Source organism: Deinococcus fonticola (assembly GCF_004634215.1).
GTDB classification, from domain to species: domain Bacteria; phylum Deinococcota; class Deinococci; order Deinococcales; family Deinococcaceae; genus Deinococcus; species Deinococcus fonticola.
Genome location: NZ_SMMH01000016.1, coordinates 60,974 through 87,062, shown reverse-complemented (window position 1 = coordinate 87,062; position 26,089 = coordinate 60,974). Strand labels below are relative to the sequence as shown.

20 protein-coding genes, 1 tRNA gene and 1 pseudogene are annotated in these 26,089 nt (G+C 64.5%); 9 read left to right on the top strand and 13 right to left on the bottom strand.

Features of this window, described 5'->3' with window-relative positions:
* Window positions 1-169: 169 nt before the first annotated feature.
* The 5 genes from E5Z01_RS11160 to E5Z01_RS11140 all read right to left on the bottom strand — a co-directional run bounded on the left by E5Z01_RS11160 (window position 170) and on the right by E5Z01_RS11140 (window position 6,483).
* The gene (locus E5Z01_RS11160) at window positions 170-1,420 is read right to left on the bottom strand and encodes a glycosyltransferase family 2 protein (protein ID WP_167757877.1); all 1,251 of its coding nucleotides are present in this window, start codon (window positions 1,418-1,420) and stop codon (window positions 170-172) included.
* Window positions 1,421-1,554: 134 nt separating this feature from the next.
* Window positions 1,555-2,865, bottom strand: a complete 1,311-nt coding sequence (locus tag E5Z01_RS11155) for an MFS transporter (protein ID WP_135229425.1) — start codon at window positions 2,863-2,865, stop codon at window positions 1,555-1,557.
* A gap of 169 nt (window positions 2,866-3,034) precedes the next feature.
* Entirely contained in the window at window positions 3,035-4,495 is a 1,461-nt protein-coding gene (locus E5Z01_RS11150) for a glycoside hydrolase family 13 protein (protein WP_135229424.1), read from the bottom strand.
* Window positions 4,496-4,605: 110 nt separating this feature from the next.
* Window positions 4,606-5,910 (bottom strand): HDIG domain-containing metalloprotein, encoded by a 1,305-nt coding sequence (locus E5Z01_RS11145; protein ID WP_135229423.1) that lies wholly within the window; start codon window positions 5,908-5,910, stop codon window positions 4,606-4,608.
* An 81-nt stretch (window positions 5,911-5,991) separates the two neighbouring features.
* Window positions 5,992-6,483 (bottom strand): hypothetical protein, encoded by a 492-nt coding sequence (locus E5Z01_RS11140; protein WP_233554474.1) that lies wholly within the window; start codon window positions 6,481-6,483, stop codon window positions 5,992-5,994.
* Window positions 6,484-6,592: 109 nt separating this feature from the next.
* On the opposite strand from E5Z01_RS11140, the gene E5Z01_RS11135 reads away from it, so the two are divergent.
* Window positions 6,593-8,293 (top strand): outer membrane protein assembly factor BamB, encoded by a 1,701-nt coding sequence (locus E5Z01_RS11135; protein WP_135229422.1) that lies wholly within the window; start codon window positions 6,593-6,595, stop codon window positions 8,291-8,293.
* Window positions 8,294-8,366: 73 nt separating this feature from the next.
* Here the strand turns inward: E5Z01_RS11135 and E5Z01_RS11130 are convergent.
* Window positions 8,367-8,442 (bottom strand) — tRNA-Ala (locus E5Z01_RS11130).
* A gap of 336 nt (window positions 8,443-8,778) precedes the next feature.
* On the opposite strand from E5Z01_RS11130, the gene icd reads away from it, so the two are divergent.
* From icd to E5Z01_RS11100, 6 genes are all read left to right on the top strand, one after another.
* Complete coding sequence (gene icd, locus E5Z01_RS11125) at window positions 8,779-10,023, top strand: NADP-dependent isocitrate dehydrogenase (protein WP_135229421.1); 1,245 nt, start codon at window positions 8,779-8,781, stop codon at window positions 10,021-10,023.
* 110 nt (window positions 10,024-10,133) lie between these two features.
* Entirely contained in the window at window positions 10,134-10,487 is a 354-nt protein-coding gene (locus E5Z01_RS19795; protein ID WP_205750484.1) for a hypothetical protein, read from the top strand.
* Window positions 10,474-11,244: a class I SAM-dependent methyltransferase gene (locus E5Z01_RS11115; protein ID WP_240738319.1), complete on the top strand. Its 771-nt coding sequence runs from the start codon at window positions 10,474-10,476 to the stop codon at window positions 11,242-11,244. The genes E5Z01_RS19795 and E5Z01_RS11115 overlap by 14 nt, the downstream gene beginning before the upstream one ends.
* A gap of 174 nt (window positions 11,245-11,418) precedes the next feature.
* Window positions 11,419-11,874: a hypothetical protein gene (locus E5Z01_RS11110; RefSeq protein ID WP_119762225.1), complete on the top strand. Its 456-nt coding sequence runs from the start codon at window positions 11,419-11,421 to the stop codon at window positions 11,872-11,874.
* Window positions 11,875-12,237: 363 nt separating this feature from the next.
* On the top strand, window positions 12,238-12,498 hold the full coding sequence (locus E5Z01_RS11105) for a hypothetical protein (protein WP_135229419.1): 261 nt from the start codon (window positions 12,238-12,240) through the stop codon (window positions 12,496-12,498).
* A gap of 35 nt (window positions 12,499-12,533) precedes the next feature.
* Window positions 12,534-12,932: an OsmC family protein gene (locus E5Z01_RS11100; protein ID WP_135229418.1), complete on the top strand. Its 399-nt coding sequence runs from the start codon at window positions 12,534-12,536 to the stop codon at window positions 12,930-12,932.
* 60 nt (window positions 12,933-12,992) lie between these two features.
* Here the strand turns inward: E5Z01_RS11100 and E5Z01_RS11095 are convergent, their stop codons facing one another.
* The 3 genes from E5Z01_RS11095 to E5Z01_RS11085 all read right to left on the bottom strand — a co-directional run bounded on the left by E5Z01_RS11095 (window position 12,993) and on the right by E5Z01_RS11085 (window position 16,853).
* A complete protein-coding gene (locus E5Z01_RS11095; protein WP_135229417.1) occupies window positions 12,993-13,553 on the bottom strand; it encodes a hypothetical protein in 561 nt (186 codons plus the stop codon).
* A 118-nt stretch (window positions 13,554-13,671) separates the two neighbouring features.
* Entirely contained in the window at window positions 13,672-15,792 is a 2,121-nt protein-coding gene (locus E5Z01_RS11090; RefSeq protein ID WP_167757875.1) for a TRAP transporter permease, read from the bottom strand.
* A 98-nt stretch (window positions 15,793-15,890) separates the two neighbouring features.
* Complete coding sequence (locus tag E5Z01_RS11085) at window positions 15,891-16,853, bottom strand: TAXI family TRAP transporter solute-binding subunit (RefSeq protein ID WP_135229416.1); 963 nt, start codon at window positions 16,851-16,853, stop codon at window positions 15,891-15,893.
* Between the two features lie 177 nt (window positions 16,854-17,030).
* Between E5Z01_RS11085 and E5Z01_RS11080 the strand changes: the two genes are divergently transcribed.
* The gene (locus E5Z01_RS11080) at window positions 17,031-17,822 is read left to right on the top strand and encodes an amino acid ABC transporter ATP-binding protein (protein ID WP_135229415.1); all 792 of its coding nucleotides are present in this window, start codon (window positions 17,031-17,033) and stop codon (window positions 17,820-17,822) included.
* A 69-nt stretch (window positions 17,823-17,891) separates the two neighbouring features.
* On the opposite strand, the gene E5Z01_RS11075 is transcribed toward E5Z01_RS11080, so the two are convergent.
* Complete coding sequence (locus E5Z01_RS11075; protein ID WP_135229414.1) at window positions 17,892-19,133, bottom strand: fasciclin domain-containing protein; 1,242 nt, start codon at window positions 19,131-19,133, stop codon at window positions 17,892-17,894.
* 194 nt (window positions 19,134-19,327) lie between these two features.
* A complete protein-coding gene (locus E5Z01_RS11070; RefSeq protein WP_135229413.1) occupies window positions 19,328-22,573 on the bottom strand; it encodes an FtsK/SpoIIIE family DNA translocase in 3,246 nt (1,081 codons plus the stop codon).
* Window positions 22,574-22,662: 89 nt separating this feature from the next.
* Here E5Z01_RS11070 and E5Z01_RS11065 point away from each other — a divergent pair, with 89 nt between their 5' ends.
* Window positions 22,663-23,064, top strand: a complete 402-nt coding sequence (locus tag E5Z01_RS11065; protein ID WP_240738318.1) for a M67 family metallopeptidase — start codon at window positions 22,663-22,665, stop codon at window positions 23,062-23,064.
* A gap of 402 nt (window positions 23,065-23,466) precedes the next feature.
* Here the strand turns inward: E5Z01_RS11065 and E5Z01_RS20010 are convergent.
* Window positions 23,467-24,012: pseudogene (locus E5Z01_RS20010) on the bottom strand (transposase); the annotation flags it as partial.
* 401 nt (window positions 24,013-24,413) lie between these two features.
* Window positions 24,414-25,820, bottom strand: coding sequence for an MATE family efflux transporter (locus E5Z01_RS11055; RefSeq protein ID WP_420810843.1), 1,407 nt, complete (start codon window positions 25,818-25,820; stop codon window positions 24,414-24,416).
* Window positions 25,821-26,089 lie beyond the last annotated feature (269 nt).

The window sequence follows — 26,089 nt, the reverse complement described above, 5'->3', positions numbered from 1 at the left end:
CAGCGATGCGTAAATTAGCCCAGCAGATTTATGGGGTCTGGTCATCCCGTCGACCTTACAACGCCACCCACGGACTTCCTTCACTGGAATCTTTTACCGCTTGACTTTCAAGACGGAATCTCCGCTCGGACAAAAAGCACTGCGTTCTTTTGTCAATTGATCTAGACCTTTACTCGTCGTGCCGCACACTCTTGTACCAGCTTTTTTCCCCGGTGGCGTGCCGTTTCAGGGCCAGCGGCAGCGACACGAGGGTAATGGCGCGGTAGATGGGGAAGGTAAGCATCAGGTACGGCACGGTTCGCCAGGGTAAGCGGCGTTCGCGGGTGTACAGCGCCGACCAGCCGAGCTGGTACACCAGGGGCAGGGTGGTGACAGTGCGGCCCCACCAGCCGGGCATGCTCACGCCTTTGACGTTGCGGGCGCTTCTCAGGGGGCTCAGGAGGCCGCCCACGGTCATCAGCGTCATCATCCACGGGGCGATGATCATGAACGTGAAGTCCACCTTGATGGCGGGGTTGGTGCTGCTGCGCCACAGTTTTGGCAGGTACGGCAGGGTTTCCATGGTGCCCTGCGTCCAGCGCACCCGCTGCTTCACCAGCGGGCTGGGTTCCAGCATGCCCTGCTGGCCGACCTGTGCGCTCAATGTGGCAATGCGGTTGCGGGGGTCTTCCAGCGCGACTTCCAGGGCGCTGGCAAAGTCTTCCAGAAGCACGTCCGGCCACGGCAGCTGGCCCCGCCCGAGTTGCCGTGCGACGTAACTGGCCCGCATGCACTGCCCGTTCCCGGTGAGGGACGCCACGCCCGCCCGGTGCCGCAGCCGCTGGTCATGCCCGACGATGAAGTTCTCCAGGTCCTGATGAATCAGGAGGAGGTTGGCCAGCGCCCCCGGCCAGCCGCTCAGGTGAACCGCGTCCTGCCGGTAACGCATCCAGCCCTGCGCCGCCATCACCTGCGGGTCACGGAAGGCCCCGCGCACCTGCGGCGCGAAGTCGTCGCCCACGCGCCCATCGGCGTCGATGCCGATGAAGACCTCGTTGTTCAGATCCAGGGCACGGAATTCAGGCGTGGCCATGAACTGTGAAACGGCCCAGTTCATGGCCTTGCCCTTGTTCTGTCGGGCATTCGGAAATTCCCGCCGCAGCAGGCGCACCTGGGCGTCGCGCGCCGCCATTTCACGCACCAGGTCGTCGGTGCCGTCGTCGCTGGCGTCGTCGATCACCACAATGCGGGCATCCGGCACGGTCGCGCGAAGATTCTCGATGGTGGGTCTGATCACCTGCGCTTCGTTGAGGGCCGGAATCAGGAAAGTGATGCCCACGCCTTCCTGCGCCACTGGAATTTTCGGCCGGGGCAGCAGCGCACTGGCCGCCTGTTGCACGGCGTAATAAGCTAAGGAGGCGATCCCAATCGCATCGATCACCTGAAAAAGCGGGCTGAGCCTGGAGTGACGCTGTGGGGGGCGAGCTTGACGGCGCGAACGGGACGGCATGGCCCCTATATCTAGCGCAGGTCAGGAACCCAGCGCAACGAGGCTGGCCCGCTGTGGGGTGTGGTTCAGGTCTTGGTTTCCTCTTGCAGGCGGGCGTAGTCGGCGTCCACGTGGGCGGGGGTAGGGGCGACATGCACGGGTTCGCTGTTCGCGGCTGGCGCGCTGCGGTTGGTGGAGGGAAAGTGCTGCCTGAAGAGGATGTACCCGCCGGCCGTGACGATGCTGAGCACGGCGTTCAGGCCGAACGGGCCGGGGGCACCGACCAGCTGGTATGTCAAGCCACCCAGGGCCGGCCCCAGCGCCATACCGCCGTTCTCCACGGTCATCAGGATGCCCCAGGCGGCGGGCCGCTGCGCTTCCGGGAGGGTCTGCGCGACCAGGGCGGCCCAGCCGGGCGTCACGAAGGCGTAGCCCAGGCCCACCACCGGGGCCAGGACGAACAGGGCCCAGACCGGCGGGGTCAGCGCGAACCCCAGCATGCCGGCGGCGACCAGCACGTACCCCACCGTGACCGCCAGCCGCGCTCGCCCACCGTCCGCGATTTTTCCGGTGCGTGGCATGGCCCCGAACGCCACCACGCCGCCCACGGCCAGCAGGGCGATCAGGTCCCAGTACCCCAGGCCCAGTTCCGGCGCGATGCGGAACAGCCAGTTGCCCACGATGGCCTGCGTCAGCGTCTGCATCAGTGCGGCGGGCAGCAGCGGCAGCACCAGGCGTCTCAGGCTGGCCGAGGGAGGCTTGGCTTGCTGATCCTCTTCGCTGGCGTGGTGAATCAGGCGCCGGGCAGGCAGCAGCAGCGTGGCCAGCACCGCCAGCACCAGCAGCCCCAGCGTCATGGCCATAATGGGAAAATCCGGATTCTTGGCAACCGCCCCGTACACCATGAAGCCCAGGCCGACCAGCGGCATCAATGAACTGGTCACCAGCGTCAGGGTGCGGCCCTCGTACCCGGGCAGGGCGGCGTCGGCGGTCAGGTTCATCATGGCCGGCCACACCGGCGAAAACCCGATGCCGTGCAGCGCAGCAATAAGAATGACCATCCAGATGGAGTGCGCCGCCGGCAGCAGCAACAGACTCAGGGCGACCAGGCTCAGAACTGCGCCGGCAAACGCGACTTTTTGCGGCCCGTACTTCTGGATCAGCGACCCGGCAGGCGCCCGCATGAGTGTGTCGGCGATCATGTGCGCCGCGACGACCATGCCCGCCACCGCGACCGGCAGGTGGTACTGCGTGTCGATCACCTGCGTGAAGTAAGCGCCGTACATGCCGCTGCGCACGAATTCGGACGTCACCAGCGTCAGGGACGCCGCCAGGACGCTGGAAGCAGTGCCGGGTTTGAGTGGAAGGCGGTCGAGGGCCAGGCGGGGTAACGGCATAACAGGCCCCCTATGCTACGCGCAATCGACGCGAAATGCTGACAGATTGCCGCGCCGCAGTGGTCGGCGGCCACTGGAAGCTCGTCAGGCACGCGGTGAGTGGGAAGGCTTGAGGGGCGGCCAAAGCCTGAGCTCTGGCCGCCTACTGTCCACTTCCTTCTCTGACCCTTCAGGCCTGAACGGGCAGCAGAATCACGGAACCGCGCGCTGGAATTTCGATTTCCATGCCGGGCGCCAGGTCGTAGACGCGGTCGGTTAGGGCGTCGCGGTAAGGGCCGGGGGCGTCCACCTGAACGGGAAGGCTGGCCGGGTGCTGACCGGCGTTCATGGCGACGTGGGCGGTGCCACTGACGTGCGGGCGAACGAACACCAGGTGCTCGCCGCGGGCGTGCGTGACCCGGAATTCGCCCTGCTTGAGGGCGTCACTGGCGTGGCGCGCGGCGCTGAGGCGGCGCACCAGGGCCAGCGTGTCCTGGTTCCACTGCTGTTCGTCCCAGGGAAAGGCGCGGCGGCAGTCGGGGTCGGGGCCGCCGGGCAGGCCGATCTCGTCGCCGTAGTACAGGCACGGTGCGCCGACGTACGTGAACTGGAAGGTAAGGGCCAGGCGGTGCGCGCTGGCATCGCCCCCCACGGCGGTCAGGTAACGGGCAGTGTCATGAGAATCCAGCAGGTTCAGTTGCACGCGCACGATGTCCGGGTGGTACATCTGCGTCACGGCGGTCATGCGACCGGCAAACTCGTCGGCGGTCATAGGGGCGACGTGGCCGGTGCCGCTGACCTCGTTCATGCGGTGATCCAGCGTGTGCGCGCCGAAGAAGGCCAGGCAGGGGCGGGTGAAGTGGTAATTCATCACGGCGTCGAACTGGTCGCCCCGCAGCCAGCGGTGCGCGTCGCCCCAGATTTCCCCGACGATGTAGGCGTCCGGGTTAATGGCCTTGACGCGGCGGCGGAATTCCTGCCAGAAGCTGTCGTCGTCGATCTCGTTGGGCACGTCCAGCCGCCAGCCATCGATGCCGAACCTGATCCAGTATTCGGCCACCTGCCACAGAAATTCGCGCACGGCGGGGTTCTCGGTGTTGAATTTCGGCAGGGCGCGGTTGCCCCACCAAGCGGCGTAGTTGGCGGGGCGGGTGTCGTCGTAGGGTTGCAGCGGCCAGGCCTCGACGTGAAACCAGTCCCTGTAGGCGCTGTGTGGCCCCTGTTCCAGCAGGTCGTTGAACTGAAAAAAGCCGCGGCTGCTGTGGTTGAACACGCCGTCCAGCACGACCTTGATCCCCCGGCGGTGGGCCTCGTCGATCAGCCGGCGCAGGGCCTCGTTGCCGCCCAGCATCGGATCGACCTGGTAGTAGTCGTGCGTGTGATAGCGGTGGTTGCTCGCCGACTGGAACACCGGGCAGAAGTAGATGGCGTTGACGCCCAGGCCCTGCAGGTAATCGAGCTTGTCGGCCACGCCCCACAGGTCACCGCCCATGTACTGGTGAAAGGTGGGGGTGTCGCCCCACTCCTGCAAGCTCAGGCCAGTGATGCGGCCACTGCGGGCAAAACGATCCGGAAAGATCTGGTAGAAAACGGCGTCCCGCACCCAGTCGGGCGTCAGCGGGCGGGATTCGGGCGAAGCGTCCTGCGTCATCGGGCGGCAGTGTAACGCACCGATTCAAGCAGAGATGTCACGCTGGTTCAGGGGCCGACCAGAACCTTACAAGGTCAACCGGGGGTGACCTTTAAGGCTCACTCAAGGGGTCAACCGGTATCTACCGACTGCCAGGCCAGCAGGTAGGCCCTCGCCTCGTCCGGGGTGGTCACTTCGCGCAGGGCAGCGGCTTCCGCCAGTTGCCGGGCCGCCACGCCCACACGCGGGCCGGGCGGCAGGTGCAGCAGGGCCATGATCTCGCTCCCACTCAGCAGAGGTGGCGGCGAGCGCTCAGGCTGCTCTTCCAGCGCTTCCAGCACCCGCTCCAGGCCCAGCGCGTAGGCGTGGCGGCTGGCGGGGGTGCTCTGCGGGCCACGGGCGGCCTCGCGATCGGCCAGCATCAGCCGCAGCAGATCCGGCAGCAGGTCACGCCGGCGGTGCACGAAGCGCCGCGCTTCCTGGGGGGTGGCCGGCAGCGGCACCATGTGCGCGGCGACCAGCTTCGCCGCATGACGGGTGTCGGCGCTGCTCAGTTTCAGACGTTCCAGCATGGCCCCGGTCATGGCCGCGCCGACCTTGTCGTGGCCGTGAAAGGTGAGGCGCCCGGTGTCGGGGTCACGGGCCTGCGTGCGCGGTTTGCCGACGTCGTGCAGCAGCGTCGCCCAGCGCAGCGGCAGAGGGGCATCGGGGGTGCGGGCCAGCAACTGGTGCAGGGCCTCCAGGTTGTGCGCGTACACGTCCAGGTGATGAAACCCGCCGTGCCCCACTCCCTGCCCCTCGCGCAGTTCGGGCAGGGTCAGGGCCAGCAGCCCCAGGCCTTCGAGGCGCTGCACACCGGGCGCCGCGTCCTGATGCGCCAGCAAAGCCTGCATTTCGTCACGGACGCGCTCCCAGGCGGGCATGGGCAGAGTGCCCGCCGCGACTTCCTGCGCGACCTGACGCACCACCCTTTCCGTTTCCAGCTCCAGCGTGAAGTTCAGGGTCGTGGCGAACCGCGCCGCCCGCCAGGCCCGCAGCGGGTCGGCCCGCAGGTTGCTGGCCGAGACCATGCGCAGCCGCCGCGCCTTCAGGTCACGCTGACCGCCCGCCGGGTCGAGCAGGCGCCCGTCCCCGGTCAGCGCCAGGGCGTTCAACGTGAAGTCGCGCCGCAGCAGGTCGGCGGTGACATCTGCCGGAAGCGGCACGAAATCGTGCTGCTCACCTTCCGCGAGGTGAACGCGCCAGTAGCCCCGCTGCAAGTCGAGTGGAAAGGCGCTGCCCTGCCGCTGCGCCGCCAAGACCTGCGCGGCGTTCCGTGGATCGGGCACCGCCCAGTCGAAATCCCTGGGGGTGACCCCGCGTAGCACGTCCCGCGCCGCCCCGCCCACCAGCAGGCCCCCGGCGGGGAAAGGCGGCAGGGCGGGGCGGCGAAACATAACGTCATGGTAACAAAGCAAGAGGCCAAAACGAAAAACGCCCCCCATTTCGGGAGGCGTCGGTCAGGACAGGGGTGGGGCTTACAGGCGGTTCTTGATGGCCTGGAGGCTGGCGCTGTCGGCCCAGCTCTGGCCCTGCTGCACGTAGGCGGCCGCGGCGGTCTTGTCGCCGCGCTGGAGGGCCAGCCAGGCCAGCTTGGCGGCGCTCAGGGAAGCCCACTGCTTCTCGGTATCGTTCAGCTCGCCCAGTTTCGTCCAGGCGTTGTAGGCGTTGATCCACCACTGGGTCTTGGTGTACAGCTGGGCCAGGTAAGCGTTGTAATCGCGGCTTCCGGCTTCCTGGGTGGCGGCGTAGTAGCTGTGATCCACGGCGGCCTTCCAGAGCGTGCGGTCATAGAAGGGCACGGGGTACGCCACGTCGGCCTGCACAGCGTATTCCTGGGCCTTGGTGAAGTTGTCGCTGGCGCTCATGTCGGCGGGGCTGGTCATGGCGGCAGGGGCAGTGGTCGTGGTGTCCTGGGCGGCGGCCAGCCCAGCCAGTCCGAAGGCAGTCAGCATGAGAATCTTTTTCATATCGATGCACATCTTAGGACGCTACTTTGACGGGCGTCCACCTGCGCCCCACTCTCTGACCACACTTTTAAGGCACTGTAAAGGAGATCACCATCTGATGAGGCCACACATGAGAACTGTTACGCTGTTTACTTTTGCGCTGCTTCATGGAGCTGTTCTGTCCCCGCTGGCGCTGGCCCAGTCGCCTGCCTCCAGCGTCCCGGGGAAGGCAGCGACGCCCCAAACTGCGCTGCCCCGAACCGCGCCACCCAAAGTCACCTGGACGAAGGAACTGCGCGTCCTCTCGCCGGTGACGGTCAGCGCAAACGGCGACCTGACTTTCGTCGGTTCGGACGGCGTGGTGTACCGCACCGACGCCAGCGGCAAGGAAAAATGGAGCTTCAAGACCGGGGACATGGGCCGTTCGCAGCCGCTGGTGCTGCCGGGCGGCAACGTCCTGGCCGCCAGCTACGACGATCAGGTCTATATGCTCGACCCCAGCGGAAAGCTGCTGTGGAAGGTGAAGCTGGACGGTGACATCTACGCCACGCCGGCCCTGCGCCGCGACGGCAGCTTCATCGTGAATACGGCGGGCGGCAGCGTGTACGCCCTGAACAGCCAGGGCCAGACGCTGTGGACGTTCAAGGTCGGTGCGCCCATCTACAGCAGCCCCGCGGTGGCGGCAGACGGCACCATCTACTTTGGGGCACACAACAACCAGTTGCACGCCCTGACCCCCGACGGAAAACTCAAGTGGGTGTTCAGCGCGAAGTCACTGGTGTTCAGCAGCCCGGCGCTGGACAGTGAAGGCAACGTCTACTTCGGCAGCAGTGACCGCAGCATCTACAGTGTCGACCCCAGCGGCAAGCTGCGCTGGAGTAAACCCACCGGAATGTTCGTGAACGCCAGCCCCATCGTGACCGACGGCAACCTGGTGGTCATCGGCAGTTACGACGGCACCGTGTACGCCGTCAACACCAGCGGCGAGGACGAGTGGCGCTACAAGGCCGGTGCCGCCATTGCCGGCAGCGCCGCCGAGTTGAGCGACGGCACCATCGTGGTCCCTGACCTGTCCGGCACGCTGCACGCCATCGGCCAGGCCGGAGAGGCGCTGTGGACGCTGCCCACCGGCAAGAAAGTGGACACGGGCGTCAGCGTCAACGACAGCGGCGTGATGTACTTCACCACCGAGGGCGGCACCCTGAACGCCCTGGAGAAGACCCGTCCGCTCGCGGTGGGCGCGTGGACTTCCTTCCGCGGCCACCCGCAGGGCTGGGGGCGACTGCTGACAGCTCCGGAACAGGAGGCCCGCAGGCAGGCCACCCAGGCCGCCAATGCCGCTCCCGGCCGCCCGGTTACCGCGCAGGTGCCCACCCCGAAACCCGCTACCCCGCAAACGACCGTTCCGCAACCCTCCGCTCCCGTGACCGCCACCGCCACACCCAGCCTGACGCCCGCGCAGGCTGCCATCATGGCCGGGCAGGGCGCGGTAGTGTTCGGCCAGCAGATCTATCTGCCGCTGACGCCGGCCAGCGTCGCCACCGGCTGGAACGTGCAGAACCTGACGCCCGCGAGTGCCACGCTGGGCCGCGCCGACACGTCTGGCACCAGTGCCACCAGTATAACCGTGCCTGTGCGGTATGTGAGCGGGCAGGCTTACGTGCCGCTGGCGGCCGTGCTGGGCCTGCCGGGCATGGCCGCGCAGTACACGGCGGGCAGCCTGCGGGTGACGCGCGGCACTCAGAGCGTCACCCTGCCGCTCAATCTGGTGAAATTGCTGCCGTTTACCGTCACGGGCGAGTACGGCGCGAACCAGCAGTGGAACCCGTAAAGCGGGTGGGGGGAAAACCAGCGACCTAAACCCACCCATGCAATAAAAAAGCCCGCCTTTATGGCGGGTTTTGTGGTGGAGTCAAGGGGGATCGAACCCCTGACCTCGTCATTGCGAACGACGCGCTCTCCCAGCTGAGCTATGACCCCACGTGCGCGGGCCGGTCAAGGCGAGAGGAAATCTAGCACCTTTCCGCCAGGCACGCAATAACGCGCCTTCCTTTTGTCAAGGTGCTGCAAAGGAAAGATTTGACAGCCAATGCAGGATTTTGCGGCATGCAAGGCATCCACAGTGCAGGCGGATACGGGCCCGTCATCCTATAGGACAGTCAGGATCAACCTCACAGGTCGACGAGCAGGATTATCAGGCGGGGTCAAAGTAGACGCAGAGCATATCCCCAGCCTTTTTTGCACCCGGTCTGCACGCGCACGGTGACACCTGGCCCGCACCTGTTGACGTGCGCTGGACGCTAAACTAGTCAGGCAATGGCGACAAACATCAAAGTTCCGGTAAACGGCGAGAAGATCAGCATGCAGGGCGGCAAGCTTCAGGTGCCCAACCACCCCATCATTCCCTTCGTGGAAGGCGACGGCACCGGCCCGGACATCTGGCGCGCCAGCGTGCGCGTGCTGGACGCCGCCGTGGAGAAGGCTTACAGCGGCCAGCGCAAGATCGAGTGGATGGAAGTGTACGCCGGCGAGAAATCGCTGGAAGTGTATGGCGCGAACGAGTGGCTGCCCGACGAAACCCTGAAGGCCTTCGACGAGTATCTGTTCGGCATCAAGGGGCCGCTGACCACCCCGGTCGGCACGGGCATTCGCAGCATCAACGTGGCCCTGCGTCAGGAACTCGACCTGTACGCCTGCGTGCGCCCGGTGCAGTACTTCGACGGCGTGCCCAGTCCCGTCAAGCGCCCCCAGGACGTGAACATGGTGATCTTCCGCGAGAACACCGAGGACATCTACGCCGGGATCGAGTGGAAAGCCGGCACCGACGAGGCCGAGAAGGTGCGCGGCTTCCTGACCCGCGAAATGGGCGTCAAGAAAATCCGTTTCCCCGACAGCAGCAGCTTCGGTGTGAAGCCCGTGTCGAAGGAAGGCACTGAGCGCCTGGTGCGCGCCGCCATTCAGTACGCCGTCGACACCGGGCGCAAGAGCGTGGCGCTGGTGCACAAGGGCAACATCATGAAGTTCACCGAGGGCGGCTTCCGCGACTGGGGCTACGAGCTGGCCAAGCGCGAGTTCGGCGCCGTGGAAATCGATGGCGGCCCCTGGTGCCAACTGCCGAACGGCATCGTGATCAAGGACGTGATCGCGGACAACTTCCTGCAGCAGATTCTCCTGCGCCCCACCGAGTACGACGTGATCGCCACCCTGAACCTGAACGGCGATTACATCAGCGACGCGCTGGCCGCGCAGGTCGGCGGCATCGGCATCGCGCCCGGCGCGAACATCAACTACGTCACCGGGCACGCCATCTTCGAGGCGACGCACGGCACCGCGCCCAAGTACGCCAACAAGGACGTCATCAACCCCTCCTCGGTCATCTTGAGCGGCGAAATGATGCTGCGCTACATGGGCTGGACCGAAGCCGCCGACCTGATCCTGAAGGCGCTCGACAAGACCATTCAGCAGAAGACCGTCACCTACGACTTCGCCCGCAGCATGGAAGGCGCGACCGAGGTGAAAACCAGCGAGTTCGGCAACCGAATCATCGCCAACATGGACTGAACGATTCGGGCACCGGGCAGGGAGCGGCTGGGCATACCCAGTTCTCCCTGCCCTTGTTATTGATGACTGTTGCTGGCGAATGCCACTCGTGACTCTGGCATACTCACGGCATGACTCGCCTTCTTCTCGGTGCGCTGGGCGTGATCCTGCTGGCGGTGGTGGCCCTGGGGGTCATGTGGCTGGCAGGGCAACTGCTGGTCGGGGTAGGCGTCGCTGCTCTGGGCACGGCCGGGGTGCTGCTGCGCCTGCTGTGGTTCGTGATCGTGGCGGCGGGCCTGGGCGGCGTGGTCTTCTTCGTGGCGAACGCCTGGCGACCCACCCGCCCGGTTCCCTTCCCTGAGTTCCCCGGAAAAGCCGGCCACCCCGCAGTGCCGCTGGCTGACCTGCGGGTAGATGCCCGTGGCCATGTAGAAGTTCAGGTTCCCGAGGGGCATGCCCAGGAGGCCCAGCGTGCCGAACGCTGAGCGTTTTCTGGGCCGGGCTGAGGTATACGCGGCGGCGCGGCCCAGTTACCCGCCAGAGCTGCGTGACTGGCTGGCAGCCCGGCATCTGCTGGGCACTGTGGCAGACATCGGCGCGGGCACCGGGCTGTTCACGCAACTGCTGCTGGCCGGCGGAGCCAGAGTCAGCGCTGTGGAACCCAATCCGGACATGCGGGCGCAACTGGCCGCGCGGCTCGCTGCCGCTGTGCAGGCGGGGCAATTGACGGTGCAGGACGGCACTTCGGAAGCGACAGGGTTGCCGGAACAGTCGGTGTCTCTGGTCACGGCGGCTCAGGCGGCGCACTGGTTTGATCCGGAGCGCACACTGGCCGAATTCCGGCGTATCCTGACACCAGACGGGCGAGTGCTGCTGGTGTGGAACGACTGGCGCGGCGTGGCGGCCCCTTTTAATGAAGCGTATGGGCAGGCGGTCTCCCAGTTCTACCGGGAGGGGGAGAATCCCCTGCAAATCAGCCGGGTGCCGGAAGGGGATCTTCCGCGCTTCATGCCGGGCGGCTACGAAACCGTCATCTTCGATAACCCGCTGCCTCTAAGCCGTGAGCGCCTGCACGGCCTGGCCAGCAGTATCAGTTATTTGCCGGCCCCCAGCGATCCCGCGCACGCGCTGATGACCGCTGCCCTGGACGACCTGTTCGCGGCGCATGCCCACGAACAAGAGGAGATGGGGCAGCAAGTCACGCTGCACTACCGGACGCATGCCTTTCTCGGCCGTGTCTGAGATGTGCGGCGTCTCTCCCACTCAGCTAGCCTTTCACCAGGTCGGTTGGCGGGCAGGTGGCGCACGCTCAGGTCAAGGGGGCCTGATCTGAACATGGCAGGCGCGTGGCACCAACCTGACGGTGCTCAGTGTTCCCTCATGGCCCGTCAGACTCCATGTGTTGAACTGACAGATATGAAAAAGACCCTCCTCAGCCTGACCGCTCTGACCCTCCTGAGTCCTGCGCTGGCGCAGGCCCTGCCCGCCAGTTGGAATGCCAGCGCCCTCAGCACCTCCACTTACGTGGTGCTGGACGCCAAGGTAATCGGGAACACGGCCCTGGTCAGCCAGGATCAGATGAACAGTATTCTGGCCGCCATCAAACGTGACTCGGCCGGGGCCATCAAGCGCAAGTACCCGAATGCCAAGATCGCCAACGATGTCGCCACGCCCAATGCCATCCTGGTGCAACCGACCCTTACGGCCCCCAGCGCCCTGGTGCCCTGGGCCAAAATGAGCCTGCGTTACGACCTGACACTGCCCGATGGTTCAGTGGCGCTGGTGGATAACTTCAGCGTGATGGAAGTCTACCGCCACAGTTGGAACGCCATGAACTACGTGGGAGACCGCATGATCGGGCGCATGCCCTGAACCCAGGTTCCAGCTTTTCCTGAGATTACGCCGTCACTTCAAGCCCGCCCTTGATACGCCTCTGCCCTGCCATGTGGGGCGGGCGTTTTTTCATTTGATGCTCTTGTTATCTGCGGTGTACCCCATAACAGGGGTAGGCGCCGTGCGAACGGGCACTCTTACTTCACTGTTCTCGTAGTCTCGCCCGTGCTGTGTGCCTTTGGTGGAGCCGGATGATGTCGCGGCACACCAGTCATATCTTCATATCTCATTCCGTCACCCTCTGAAAGAAAGCCGTCAGAGCAAAAAGATGAAGATACAGTGAACAAACCGCTCCCCTTATTACACAGTCGGCCGCTCAAACCATTTTGAAGGAAATGACCCATGACCCAGACCGAGCCAGTGATCACTGATTTCCAGCCCTTTCAAGCCACCAGGGATCGCCGCGCCTATCTCAACCACTGCACCAAGATCAGCCTAAAAAAACGCTGGGCCTGGATTCCGGCCCTTACTCTTGTCGCTCTGACTTGCACCTATCTCTTGAATGCCCATCCCTGGGAAATCGTGATGACGGCCCTCATTACCGCACTGACCGTCACGCTCAGCATCGCCCTGGATTCGCGGCGCAGGCACCAGTACGACTGACCCGCCCAGAGCCTGAGTGCGCTACCCTGCCCAGTATGAAAAAGACTTTGCACGTCACCTGGCTGGGCGAACAACGTTACCTGGGCGTCAGCGAAAGCGGGCACCAGCTCCTCATCGACAACAGCCCCGTGAAAATTGGCGTCTCCCCCATGGAGGCCCTGCTGGGTGCCCTGGCCACCTGCACCGCCTACGACGTGGTGGAGATTATGAAGAAACGCCGCACGCCGCTGAGCGCCTACCGCATTGAAGTTGAGGGCGAACGTGCCGACACCGACCCCAAACGCTACACCACCATTACGGTGAGGCACATCGCGAGCGGCGAAGGCATCACACAGGACGCCCTGGAAAAAGCTGCGCACCTCAGTCACGAAAAATACTGTTCGGTAGCGGCCAGCCTGAACAGCGAAATCAAACTGGAAACCAAGGTAGAATAAAATAAGAAGAAGTCAAACCCCACATAAGGTGGGGTTTTTTAATTTAATTGAGGCTGAAGGTTATAATGTTTCAGCAGTAGTGCTGAGGACAGTACAGTACTGATAAACAGGAATATAACCGTTTGCAATGAGTTGGGTAGAGGCCGTGTCGGAACCAGCAGGAGTATTTAGTTTCAAAGAAGCGTAGAAGCTACCCACGTTGTCTGAAGGCAAGACACTCACAATTTTTACAGTGCGGGCGGCTGGATTGACGATAATGGCCTGCGGCAAGAGACCTACAGTTGAGTCGGCGTCAAAGACAACCTTGAAATCATTGCCGCCAATACTGGCCAGCTTAGCACCAGTCACATTAGTCATGTAATTTGAATCGTACTGACTGGTCGTCTTACCTTTAAGCGCGATATCAACAGAACTGATGGTTCCTTGAGCAGTGAAATAAACTCCCACCTGCGTTTTGCTAGAGCCAGCAGAGGTTTCATCACAGGCGACATAAGTACCACCTACGGTACGATATTCTGTTTTAATGCCTGTCAACTCTACTGAAGCGTCACCGACAGAAGCGTTACCGCAGCTTGCGAGAAGTCCAGTTGCCCCAATTGCCGCCAGCAAGAGTTTTTTCATGTCTTTCACTTTGCCGTTTGAAACTGACGGTTACGTGATTCGGCCTTGAGGATTCGTGAGGAGAAATCAAATACGCCCGGTGCATTGCTTGCACCGGGCGTGAGGTTGGTGAGCAGTTTCAGGCTGCCTGGGGCAGGCGACCGGGCGGTTCGTTGCGGCTCCCGGCGCGTTGCCAGGCGTACACCACCGCCATCAGGCCCAGGGCGGCCAGGTTGTACAGGATGTGAGTGGGAATGATCAGGATGAAAGCCGCGACCAAGAGCATCAGGAATTGCACGATGTTTGTCCGGCGGTGGAAGTACATCAGGGTGGCAGCGCTGAACGCGACCAGGCCAATGAACGCGAAGATAACCATAGGAATGGCCTCACCCAGCGGCAGACCACCCAGGCGATTGTTGGCGATCAGTAGGAGTTGCGGATTGAAGAACATCATGTACGCCAGCAGGGCGGTTCTCAGTTCGTACTGAAAGGCCTGCACGCCGGTTTTCACCGGGTCACCGCCGGAAATGGCGGCGGCGGCGAAGGCGGCCAGGGCGACGGGCGGCGTGCTGTCGGCCATGATGCCGAAGTAGAAAACGAACATGTGCACGGGCAGCATCTGGGCGGGGTTGCCGGTATCCAGCCCGGCAATGCGGGCGATGATCGGCACGATCAGGGCGCTCATCAGGATGTAGTTGGCGGTGGTGGGCAGCCCCATGCCCAGAACCAGGGCGATGAGCTGCCCCATCATCAGCACCACCAGAATGCGCACGAACTGGTTGCTGAATAGGTTGGCGACGCCCTGCACCACGTCCGCCAGGCCAAAGCCCAGCCCCGTGATGGTCACGATGCCCACGATGATGCCGGCAGCGGCGGTGGCGATGGCGATACCGATCATGCTGCGCGCACCCGCCTCGAAGGCCTCGATCAGTTTCCTGAGGCCGTCGGCGGCCGCCTTGCCGAAACCCCGTCCGTCCCGGCTGCCCCAGAACACTTCCTGCACGATCATCATGACCATCATCATCAGGATGGTGTTCAGGGCGATGCGTTCGGGGTTGGCGTCGGGGTTGGCGGTCAGCACGCCGATCAGGTAGCCCAGGGGCAGCAGGTAGTACCAGCCCTCGACCAGGGTCTTGCGCAGGCGCGGCAGTTCGCTGCGGGGCAGCCCGCGTAAGCCCAGTTTCAGGGCCTCGATGTGCGAGACGACCAGCAGGCCCGCGTAACACAGGAAGGCGGGAATGGCGGCGGCCAGGATCAGGCTGCGGTACTCGATATTCAGGTTCTGCGCCATGATGAAGGCGGCGGCCCCCATCACAGGCGGCATCAGCTGGCCGTTGCTGCTGCTGGCGACCTCGATGGCCCCGGCTTTCTCGCGCGAGTACCCGGTGCGGATCATGGTGCCGATGGTGATGTTGCCCCCGGTGACCACGTTGCTGACCGCCGACCCGCTAATAATGCCGTTCAGGGCGCTGGACACGATACTGGCCTTGGCCGCGCCGCCCCGGAAGCTGCCCAGTAGCCCCTGAGCGATGCGCATGAACCAGTCGCCCGCGCCCAGCTTGTCGAACACCGCGCCAAACAGCACGAATAAAAAGACGATCTGCGCCGAGACGCCGATGGCCGTGCCGAAAATGCCCTCGGTGTTGGTGGCAAGCTGACCCATCAGTTGCGGCCAGGTGTACCCGCCGTGAAAGGGCGTCTGAATGCTTTTGATCAGGCCCTTTGCGCCCATGAACGCGAACAGGATGAACGCGATAGAGATGATGGGCATGGCGATGCCGATGGTGCGCCAGGCGGCGACCAGCAGCAGGACGACCAGGGCACTTCCGGCCCACAGGTCGAGGGGCACGTCCGGTCGAATGCCGCCGTTGTTGGCGATCCCGGCGTAGTTGATGAAGAAGTACAGCGCACTGACCGTGGCGAGGGCGGCCAGGATCCAGTCGTACCACGGCACTTTCGTTTCCGGTTTGCCGACCTTACGTTTGAAGGGAAAGGGGAACACCAGGAACCCCAGCGCGAAGGCGAACGCCAGGTGAATGGCCCGCAGGGTGGTGGGCACCATCGTGCCGACCTGCGCGGCGTACATCTGGAACAGGCACCAGGACACGGCGATGGCGGTGACCAGCCAGGCCTGCCAGCCGAAGAGTTTGCGTCCGCCCGTCTCGGCGGCTTCCACCATTTCCAGGGCTTTCTTCTCGCCCTCGGTGAGTTGCTGTTCCAGGCTGGGGTCGCTGCTGATGGGTCTTGTCGGGTCACTCATTCCCTTCTCATCCCTCCTTCTGTTGAAAGGGCCAGCCTTCTCCTAAAGCTGACCCCTCGTGGTTTAACCCGTGACCTTGAGGCCGAGGGTGAAACGGTTTACTTGACGTTCAGGCCCATTTCCTTCCAGAACTTCACCGCGCCGGGGTGCAGGGGCGCGGGAATGCCCTTCACGGCCTTGTCCTTGGTGTAGTTGGTGGCGAGGCTGGGGTGAATGGCCTTCACAGCGCTGTCATTGGCAAAAATGGCTTTCATGGCCTTGTACACGGTGTCGTCGCTGGCCGCCGTGGTGGTCACCAGGGTCGCCTGCACCGCCACGCCCGGCACGGTCGCGCCCTGACCCTTGTAGCTCTTGGCGGGAATGTTGTAACGCACGTAGAAGGGGTACTTCTTCAGCAGGCTGGCGGCCTGGTTGCCGCTCACCGGCACCAGGTTCACGTCCACCGTCTGCGCGATCTGGGAAATGGCGCTGGCCCCCACGCCCACGGTGTAGAAGAGGGCGTCGGCCCGCTTGTCCTGCATCAGGGTGATGCCCTGCGCCGGGGAGACGCGCAGCGCCTGACCCAGGTCGTCGAACTTCAGGCCGTAGGCTTCCAGCACCTGCCGGGCGGTCTGCTCGGTGCCGCTGCCCAGGTCACCGATCACGACGCGCTTGCCCTTCAGGTCGGCAATGGAGTTGATCTTGGCGTCCTTGCGGGCAATGACGTGCAGCACTTCGGGGTACAGCACGGCCATTGTCCTGACCTTGTTGTTGGCCTTGCCCTCGAAGGCGCTGATGCCGGTGCCCTTGTAGGCGTAGTAGGCGATGTCGTTCTGCACGGTCGCCATGTCCAGTTCCCCGGTCGCCAGGGCGTTCATGTTGAACACGCTGCCGCCGGTGCTGCGGGCGTTGGCGCGCACGCCGCTGCCGCTGTCGTTGATCATTTTCGCCATGGCGGTCGCCACCGGGAAGTAAACGCCCGTGGTGCTGCCCGAACCGATGGTCAGGAAGCCCTGCGCGGACACGGTGGAAGCGGTGCCAAAGGCCAGGGCGAGCAGGGCGGCTTTCAAGTTTCTGTGCATATCGAATCCCTCCTGGGGAAGTGGGACTAGGGAGACACCAGCGTGCCTCATGAAGTGGAAGTGGCGCAATCGTAGCACAAGCACATCGGCAAAATTTGGCACCTTCAGGTCGAGGGGGCGGCCCCCCGTCCAGTCACCTCCCCACCGGGCGGCCCGAATGCCGTTAAAGTAAGGTGCATGACGGCCACCCCGCCCACCGCGTCCCAGTCCACCGGTCTGCCTGCCCGGACATTCGGCCCACCCGTGATCGTGGCCGAAAACGTGCAGAAGCACTTCGGGAGTTTCCATGCGCTGCGTGGCGTGAACCTGACCGTGCGCCAGGGCGAGGTGGTGGTGGTCATCGGCCCTTCCGGCAGCGGCAAGAGCACTTTCATCCGCACCATCAACGCCCTCGACCCGCACGACGGCGGCAGCATCACCGTGGACGACATTCCCCTGAACGGGCAGGGCAACCTGGACGCCATTCGCCGCGAGGTCGGGATGGTGTTTCAGTCCTTTAACCTGTTTCCGCACCTGACCGTGCTGGAGAACATTACCCTGGCCCCCATGCGCGTGCGCCGGGCCAGCCGCGCCGACGCGGAGCGCAAGGGCCTGGAACTGCTGCGGCGCGTCGGGATCGAGGAGCAGGCTCACAAGTACCCGGCGCAGCTCTCGGGCGGGCAGCAGCAACGCGTGGCGATTGCGCGCGCCCTGGCCATGGAACCCAAGATCATGCTGTTCGACGAGCCCACCAGTGCGCTTGACCCCGAGATGATCAAGGAAGTGCTGGACGTGATGAAGGAACTGGCCCGCAGCGGCATGACCATGCTGGTGGTGACCCACGAGATGGGCTTTGCCCGTGAGGTCGCCGACCGCATCCTGTTCTTCGATCAGGGCAATATCGTGGAGGACACCACGCCTGAGGAGTTCTACCAGAATCCCAAACACGAGCGGGCCCAGCAGTTCCTGAGCAAAATCCTGGGCCACTGAGGGCCGGCGTTTAGTACCCACCATGGAAAAAGGGCCGCGCAAACAGGCGGCCCTTTTTAACGGTTGGCTTCAGTTCTTGGGAGCGTCCGGCACCACGAAGTCGGTGGGCAACAGCACCACGTCGATGGGGTAAACCATGCCGGTGCTGGTGTTGAAGACGGTGGTGAAAGCCGCCGCGCCCAGGTCGAGTTCGCTGCCCTGCATGGTCATGATGCCCGTGCTGGACAGGTCGCCCTGCGCCAGTTGACGGTTGACCACGTGGTACAGCAGCACCTTCTTGAGGGCTTCCTTGTCGCCTTTGAGGTTGGTCAGAACTTCTTCGGGCAGGGTGGCGAAGGCGTCGTTGGTCGGGGCGAAAATGGTGTACTGGGCTCCGGCTTTGGCCAGGTCTTCTTGCAGGCCCGCGTCGGCGATCAGGCCGCGCAGCGTGCTGAAGCGGGCGTCCTGCTCGATCACGGCGTACACGTTGGCCGCCGAGCCGGTTTCAACGGTGATTTCCACCGGCGCAGCGCTCACTTCCGTGGTCTCGGTGGTGGACTCCGCAGTATCGGTGCTTTCAGTGGAGGTGTCCGTCGTCGTTTCCGTGGTGGTCTGGGTGTCGGTGGTGGCCGGCGCCGGGGCGGTGGTGGTCTGCTGCGTGACGGCGCTGCCCGGGGTGACCGTGCCGCCCGAGAGGGGCGTGGCGGGAATCACGATGGCCGTGGCAACGGGCGCAGGGGCTGGAGCGGGTGCAGCAGCCGGAGCGGGGGCAGCCGGGGCCGCGGCAGCGGGCGCAGGGGCCGGCGCAGCCGCGGCAGGCTCGGCGGCCATGGGGGGCATCAGCACCGTGTCGATCAGGTGCACAATCCCGTTGCACGCCAGAATGTCGGCGCGGGTCACGGTGGCGTTGTTAATCTTGACGCTGTTGCCGCTGGTCGTGACGGTGATGTCCGCGCCCTGCACGGTGGTGCCACCCTTGACGCCACGAATCTGGGCCGCCGTGGCTTTCTCGGCGACCACGTGGTACAGCAGCACGCTGCGCAGGGCATCCGGGTCGTTCAGAACCGTCGCCAGTTGATCGCTGGGCACCTTGGCGAAGGCCGCATTGGTGGGGGCGAAGACGGTGTAAGAGCCGGCGGCGTTCAGCGTACCAGTCAGACCGGCGGCGTCCAGCGCGGTGTTCAGGGTGCTGAGCTGCGGGTTGGTCGCCACGAGCTGCGAGATGCTCAGGCACTTGCCAGCGGTCGTGGGGGCGGGAGCGCCTGCACCACCAGCGAAGGCTGTGGAGGCCAGCATCAGGCTCAGGGTGGTCAGGCCGATTTGCTTCTTCATGAAGTCACCTCAGGTGGAAATAAATTTGGAGATTTGTCCGACACCCAATTGACACCACTTCCGGCCAAAATGCAACCTTAGAGTTAATTCACCCTCTCCGGCGCCCCCGCCCCGTCCCAGCGCCCCTTCCTGGCGGTCATGGAAAGCGGCGAGGCAGGCCGCCCAGAGGGAAGCCAGCACAGGTGGTGCTTCTCTTATTTCCCGAAGTATTCGGGCAGATCGGCTTCAGTGATCAGCACCTCCCGGGGTTTGCTGCCCTGGTGCTTGCTGACGATGCCCATGGCTTCGAGCATGTCCATGAGTTTCCCAGCGCGGGCGTGACCGACTGAGAGGCGGCGTTGCAGGCGCGAAACGCTGCCCTGCCCTTCCTCGATACAGATTTGCGCGGCCTGCCGCAGGTATGGGTCGCTGAAATCCATGTTGCTCTTGTCGGCGGTGGGGCCGCTGGCCTCGATGCCGCCCTCGAAATCCGCGCCGTACAGTTCCACGAAAGTGTCGTCGAACACCTGGCGGCGCAGTTCCTCAGTGATGCGCACCGACTCGGTTTCGCTGATGTACGGCCCCTGAAGGCGCAGCGGCTTGACCAGTCCCGGCTGGTAGAACAGCATGTCGCCCATGCCGGTCAGGCGCTCGGCGCCCACCGAATCCAGGATGGTGCGCGAGTCGTGGCTGCTGCTGACCGCGAAGGCGATGCGGGCCGGAATGTTCACCTTGATGAGGCTGGTCAGGATGTCCACGCTGGGCCGCTGGGTCGCCAGGATCAGGTGCATGCCGGTGGCGCGGGCCATCTGGGCCAGGCGCATGATGGCGGACTCGACTTCCTTGGGGCTGGTGATCATCAGGTCGGCCAGCTCGTCGATGATGATGACCAGGTGCGGCAGTTCGGGTTCGCCGGTCTGGCGCATCTTGGCGTTGAACTGCTCCAGGTTCTTGGCGCCCACCTGCGACATCATCTTGTAGCGGCGCTCCATGTGCGCCACCGCGCCCAGCAGCACGCCGGCCGCATCGACCGGGTTGGTCACCACGCCGCGCACCAGATGCGGAATGCCGTCGTAGGGCGTGAGTTCCACCATCTTGGGGTCGACCATCAGGAAGCGCAGCTCGGTGGGCAGGTACTTGAACAGCAGCGACGTGATGAGCGTGTTGACGCACACGGATTTGCCTGACCCAGTGCTCCCCGCCACCAGCAGGTGCGGCATCTTCGCCAGGTCACCGACCATCAGGTCACCGTCGATGCTTTTGCCGAGGATGATGGGCAGTTTGGCGCGGCTGTTCTTGAAGGTGCTGGAGTCGGCGGCCTGGTGGAAGGTCACGGGTTCACGTTCGGCGTTCGGTACTTCCAGACCGATCACGCTTTTGCCGGGCACCGGGGCCTCGATACGCACGCCGCCCACCGCCAGGGCGCGGGCCAGGTCGTTGCTGAGGCTGGAAATGCGGCTGATCTTCTCGCCGGGTGCGGGTTCGATCTCGTAGCGGGTGACGGTAGGGCCACGCGCGAAGTCCACCACGCGGGCCTGCAGGTTGAACTGCCGCAGCGTCTCGTCGATCAGGCCGGCGCGTTGGCGGGCCGCCACCTCTAATCCGGTGGCGTTCACGGGCGCAGCGGGTATGGCGTCCAGCAGCGCGTCGTCCGGCAGGCGCAGGGGAATGCCGCCCTGAACGGGCCTGCTCTGGCGCTCGGGTTCGGCGCTTTCCCAGGGGGCCGCGCTCACGCCCCCTGTGGGCAACAGGCGCGGTTTCTGTGGCGGCACGGCCTTCAGGGGCTCGCTACCTTTCTGTGCAGATTGTGCAGGTTGCCGAGTTGTTTGCTGGGCCGCTTGCTGTGCAGTTTGCCGGGCAGGCGGGCCGAAAGGCAGGTCATCGTCGGCGTCGTCCCAGGGGTCGAGGTCACCGTGCCCGGTCAGGCCGTCTTCCAGGGCGTCCAGGCTGCCCAGGGCCGGCGCGGGTGCGTGGCGCTGCACCTGCCCAGCTTTGGCGGACACCACCAGGATTTCCTCCGGTTCGGCCAGGGGCAAAGGTTGGGCGGCGGGCGTTTCAGGGCGGGGCGCGAACTCGAAGTCCATGACGGGCAGCACCACCGTCTGATTCGCTGACCCGACACTGGTCGGCGTGAGGGTCTCGGCCTGATGCAACAGCTCCTGCTGCGCGTCGACCAGCCGCTGTTGCCACACCCCCCGCTGCGCGACGGTCTCCAGCGAGTGATTGCGCAGGGCCAGCGCCAGCGTCGTGGCGATGCTGGTGGGGGCGCGGTCGAACGCGGCGGCCAGATCCGGCCAGCCGGGGTACTGCGAGGCGAAAGTCAGCCACTCGGTGTACTCCTGCTGCAACTCCTGCCAGCCCTGGGTGCGTTCCTCGTGGGCGGCGCGTTCACGGCCCAGCGCGTGCAGGTCGGGCTTCGCCAGCGCCTTCTCGGCGGCCTTGCGCTCACGTTCCAGCCGGCCGGCGCGGAAGGCGATGCGGTGCAGATCCTGCACGGCGCGGCGGCGAATGACCTCCAGTTCCCCGCTGGCCTGGGTGCTGGCCAGCGGAACGCTGAGTTCGTGGCGGCCGGCGTTCATGTCCTTGAGCAGCGCCTCGGCGTCGGCGCCGGCGTCCAGCGCCTCGACTTTCACGGCCTCGCGCAGGTCACGCCCGGCGTTGGACACGTACAGGGCCGTCATGGCCTGCCAGTTGTCCAGGTCGCGCGACAGGTGTTTCAAGCCGGTCTCATCCTGCGCCTTCACGGTCTTGCGGGCCTGCCTGACCTCCTCGAACTGCCGCTTGACGCTGTCATCTTCCGGGAACAGGCGGCGCAGGGTGTCGAGTTCACGCAGGTGAGCCGACAGTCCCAGCCGCACCTCCTGCCGCACCCGCGCGGATTCCTGACCGCCGCGCTGGCTTTCGATGACGCCCTGCACGCGGGCCGCCCCGCCCCCCAGCAGAATGCTGATGTGCCGGAACAGCGTTTTCAGCAGCGCGAACGGGGCCAGGTGCAGAATCAACTCTATGCCCAGGGTCAGCGTCACCAGTGGCAACAGCGCCGCCAGATAGCCCAGCACGCCCGCGACCGGCCCGACCACCAGCGCCGCCAGCTGTCCCGCCGCGCCCGGCTGCACCACCTCGTGCAGCGCCAGCAGCGACAGTGCCACGACCACGCCGCCCAGCACGCGCCGAGTGAGGTTGCGCAGGCTGCGCCCCAGGAACACCAGCACCCCGTAAGCGACGGGGATGATGGGCAGCAGATACGCGCCCCAGCCCAGCCAGCCCACCACGGCGGCCCGCGTGGCCGCCATGAACCCGATTGCCTGCGCCGTGCCCGGCCGCTGATCCTCCGCCACCGCCGGACTGAACACCGTAACCGCCAGCAGAATGCCCAGGGCGAACAGCACCAGCCCCAGCGCCTCACCGTCAAAGCGGCTCGCCTGTGGAGCAATATTTCTCGCTTTTGCCGCCTTCGCCATGCCGCCAAGTTTAACCTAAAGGCCAGGTAAATAAAGCGCGTGCCTGGCGCACAATTCACGGGCCAGCGTTCTCACACTACACTTCAGGCGTGCTGTTACACCTGCCCCGCGCCATGCGTGACAACCTGTGGACTCACGCCCTGCGCGAGGCCCCCCACGAATGCGTCGGCGCACTCGGCGGCACCTGGCAAGGCCAGGAGGGCCACGTCGTGACCTTTTACCCCTTCCAGAACGTCTCCCCCACCCCCGAAACGCAGTACCTGGCGCACCCCGGCCACTTTCTGCGCGCCCTGAAAGCCATGCAGGCCGAGGGGCTGGAACTGGCCGCGCTGTACCACAGCCACCCGCACGGGCCGGGCCAGCCCAGCCTGACCGACACCCGGCTGGCCGAGTACCCCGTGCCTTACATCATCGCCGACCTGAAAAGCCGCCTGCTGCACGCTTACCTCCTGCCTACCGGCGAGCGGGTGCGGCTGATCGAAGCGGAATAGCCAGTGGGGAGTGATCCGGCAAAAGGACACGCTTCCGCTCTTGCTCCTGACCTCTCCCCCCTGACGGCCTGACAGAAAGTATGAGAGAGGGCGTAAAACCAGCGTCCAGCCGACTTCCAGCAACGTGATGGGGTCAGAGCATTTCTTCTTCCGTTTGCCCAGAGGTTCTGGATCAGGCCCACCTGGCAGTGCCAGGTGGATAAACACTTCGAGGCCGCGACTGAGTGCCCAGCGCATGGCCCGTTCCCCAATCTTGAGATAACTCAGCCCACGTTGCCAATGCGGGTCAATCATCCGCCGTCTGCCCTCCGCAACGATTTGCACGCCCTTGGTGATCAGGAAGAGGGTGGCCAGCGCCAGAATCATGACGAGCCTATTCAGGCTCGCGACATCACGCAGGTTCGAGGATTCCAGCCCGTGGAGACCACTTTTATCGTCTAGGAAGCCCTCTTCGATTTGGAAGCGTTCGCCGTACTCAGCGAACGTTTCCAGGTCTGTCGGCTCGCTGCTCACGACCTGCCACTGCTCCTGAACGTCTGTGGGTCGAGCGACCGCGACATGGACTGGGCCAAACGCCTGCCCGGTGATGGCGACGTTGTGGAAACAGCGTGTTTCCCTGGGGCGGAGTCGAATGTCGTCGAGCTTGCACAGGCGCTGACCTTGCAGGTCAGCGAGGATCAGATTCGACTTGATACGGATGCGGTAGTGCCATTTGCAGGCCCAGAGCCAATCCATGAGTTCAGTGTCACAAAAACCTCGATCAGCAAGGAGCCGAACGTCATGGATGCCCAACGCATCGAGGATGCCTTTGACACGGGCGAGCACAGGGAGAAGTTGTCGGGTCGAAATCTGGGCGCTCTCGTGCTGGATGACTTCCTGATGCAGTGGAAGAGATCGTCCCCTGAAAGTGACAGCAAAGCGAATCAGGCAGAACTCCCCGAAAAGCATACTGGTGTCCAGAGCGAGCACCAGGCGGTGCTCGCCCCAGTGACGAAGGGCTTGGAAGACCAGCGGCGCATAGATCTCGAAGGGATCAACCTTCGGGTTCTCCAGAAACCTGCGGGCCTGAATCTCTCGGCTTTGCGCGAACTGCGCTTTTGAGATTCGCCCACTCACCCACGCGGGGATGGAGCAGATTCGGCTTTCCAAGCACCCTGCGACGAGCCAGGCACAGGTGTCCGCATTGCGGACATCGTTCCAGCAGAGGGCGCTGAGGAAGGGCCGGACATTCTGGTAGAGTCGGGGCACGTCCCCGAAGACTATTTTTGTCGTCATAAACAGAAATTGTCCCCTATCGGGGACGTTTTCTCATACTTTCTGTCAGGCCGTCAGCCTCTCCCCCTTAATGCTCAATGCGCGGCAACGTCCTGGCCCCGCTGCTCCTGCGCCAGTCGTGGCCAGTCGACGCGGCGTTTGCGCCACTCGAAGACGATGACCTTGGCCACTTCGTCGAGGCTGCGGGCCAGAAACACGCCCCACACCCCCAGCGGGGTATAGAGCCCGAGCAGGATGGCCAGCGGCAGCCCCACCACGAACGACCCCACCACGTCCCCGATGATGACGCCTTTGCCATCTCCGGCGCTGGGCAGCACCCCCCCGCCGACGATCATGTTGCGGACTTTGAAGACCTGCGTGGCGGCGTTGATCAGGATGCCGATCAGGGCGATGCGGTGAACGTCGCTGCCCACGCGGGGAAACAGGGCCGGCACAAACAGGCTGGTGAGGGCGAACAGCAGCCCGAAGGCCAGGGCGGTGAGCAGGCCCAGGCGCGTCAGGCGGCGCAGCCACGCCTGGGCGGCGGCGGCGTCACCGGAACCCAGCGCCTTGCCGATCAGGACGGTGGCGGCGGTCATCAGGCCGAAACTGCCGACGATAAAGATGCCTTCCAGCGTGCCGACGATCTGGCTGGCCGCCAGCGCCTGCGTGCCCACGCGCGCAAAGACGCTGGCGTACATGAAGCCGCCCGCCGACCACACGAACTCGGTGAAGGCCAGTGGGGCGCTGAGGGTGAACAGCGGTTTCACGTAGTCGTCCCAGATACCGTGGGGGGGAAGTTTCAGGCGGGCCAGGTGGCGTGGGCCGTAAATCTGGTAGGCCAGGTGCAGCGCCTTGTAGGTGTTGGCCACCACGACTGCCCAGGCCGCGCCCACGATGCCCATCTGCGGCAGTGGCCCCAGCCCGAACACCAGGCCGTAAGCCACGATGACTTCAATAACGACGCTGACGACGGTGGCGACCAGCGGCGTGCGGGCGTGGCCCAGGCTGCGCAGCGCCCCGCTGAGAATCCAGCCCAGCATGCCGGGCACCAGCGCCAGCATGAACACCTGCATGTAAGGCGTGGCCGCCTCCCTCACGTCCGGTGACCCGCCGGCCAGGCCCAGCAACGGCCCGGAACTCAGGACGATAGGCGCGGTCAGCAGCACACCCAGCACCACGCCCAGCAGCACAGTCACGCTCAGGGCGTGACTGACGCCAGCCTGGTCACCGGCGCCCTCACGCCGCGCGATCAGGATGCTGGTGCCGCTGCCCAGTGCCCCCAGCGTGACGAAGAACATGAAGCTGAGGCTACCGGCGAGGCCCACAGCCGCCACCGCCAATGCCCCCAGCGTGCCGACGATGATCTGGTTGATGAAGGTCAACACCAGTTGAATGACCATTTCCAGACTGACCGGCACGGCAATGCTGCTGATTTCCCTCAGCGGCGTCGGCGGCCTTCCCTGAATCGGTTCAGTTTTCACAGCAGCGGCTTCCCCCATCGACATACCGACACAGCTTAACGGTCAACCGGCAGCAGAACATCAGCCATATGGCTAAAGCCCGAGACTGGGTATCCGTCCTCTCTACCCCTGCGCGAAAGCTCTGCTGCGCAGCTTTACAGGTGCCTCAGAAAAGGAAGGCGTTTGGATTGTCGCACGCATGAAATACACCGCCCAGAAGGAGGTTTTCGGTGGCCGCAGGTTGCAGGATGACCTGACTGGAGAACGTCACACAAGCTCAGCCGCTCCTGGGGGAATTGACACTGTAC

Bases quoted from the DNA above. Each gene is read 5' to 3' on its own strand.
- E5Z01_RS11155 (WP_135229425.1), bottom strand. From the start codon at position 2,865: ATGCCGTTACCCCGCCTGGCCCTCGACCGCCTTCCACTCAAACCCGGC.
- E5Z01_RS11150 (WP_135229424.1), bottom strand. From the start codon at position 4,495: ATGACGCAGGACGCTTCGCCCGAATCCCGCCCGCTGACGCCCGACTGG.
- E5Z01_RS11145 (WP_135229423.1), bottom strand. From the start codon at position 5,910: ATGTTTCGCCGCCCCGCCCTGCCGCCTTTCCCCGCCGGGGGCCTGCTG.
- E5Z01_RS11140 (WP_233554474.1), bottom strand. From the start codon at position 6,483: ATGAAAAAGATTCTCATGCTGACTGCCTTCGGACTGGCTGGGCTGGCC.
- E5Z01_RS11135 (WP_135229422.1), top strand. From the start codon at position 6,593: ATGAGAACTGTTACGCTGTTTACTTTTGCGCTGCTTCATGGAGCTGTT.
- icd (WP_135229421.1), top strand. From the start codon at position 8,779: ATGGCGACAAACATCAAAGTTCCGGTAAACGGCGAGAAGATCAGCATG.
- E5Z01_RS19795 (WP_205750484.1), top strand. From the start codon at position 10,134: ATGACTCGCCTTCTTCTCGGTGCGCTGGGCGTGATCCTGCTGGCGGTG.
- E5Z01_RS11110 (WP_119762225.1), top strand. From the start codon at position 11,419: ATGAAAAAGACCCTCCTCAGCCTGACCGCTCTGACCCTCCTGAGTCCT.
- E5Z01_RS11105 (WP_135229419.1), top strand. From the start codon at position 12,238: ATGACCCAGACCGAGCCAGTGATCACTGATTTCCAGCCCTTTCAAGCC.
- E5Z01_RS11100 (WP_135229418.1), top strand. From the start codon at position 12,534: ATGAAAAAGACTTTGCACGTCACCTGGCTGGGCGAACAACGTTACCTG.
- E5Z01_RS11095 (WP_135229417.1), bottom strand. From the start codon at position 13,553: ATGAAAAAACTCTTGCTGGCGGCAATTGGGGCAACTGGACTTCTCGCA.
- E5Z01_RS11090 (WP_167757875.1), bottom strand. From the start codon at position 15,792: ATGAGTGACCCGACAAGACCCATCAGCAGCGACCCCAGCCTGGAACAG.
- E5Z01_RS11085 (WP_135229416.1), bottom strand. From the start codon at position 16,853: ATGCACAGAAACTTGAAAGCCGCCCTGCTCGCCCTGGCCTTTGGCACC.
- E5Z01_RS11080 (WP_135229415.1), top strand. From the start codon at position 17,031: ATGACGGCCACCCCGCCCACCGCGTCCCAGTCCACCGGTCTGCCTGCC.
- E5Z01_RS11075 (WP_135229414.1), bottom strand. From the start codon at position 19,133: ATGAAGAAGCAAATCGGCCTGACCACCCTGAGCCTGATGCTGGCCTCC.
- E5Z01_RS11070 (WP_135229413.1), bottom strand. From the start codon at position 22,573: ATGGCGAAGGCGGCAAAAGCGAGAAATATTGCTCCACAGGCGAGCCGC.
- E5Z01_RS11055 (WP_420810843.1), bottom strand. From the start codon at position 25,820: ATGGGGGAAGCCGCTGCTGTGAAAACTGAACCGATTCAGGGAAGGCCG.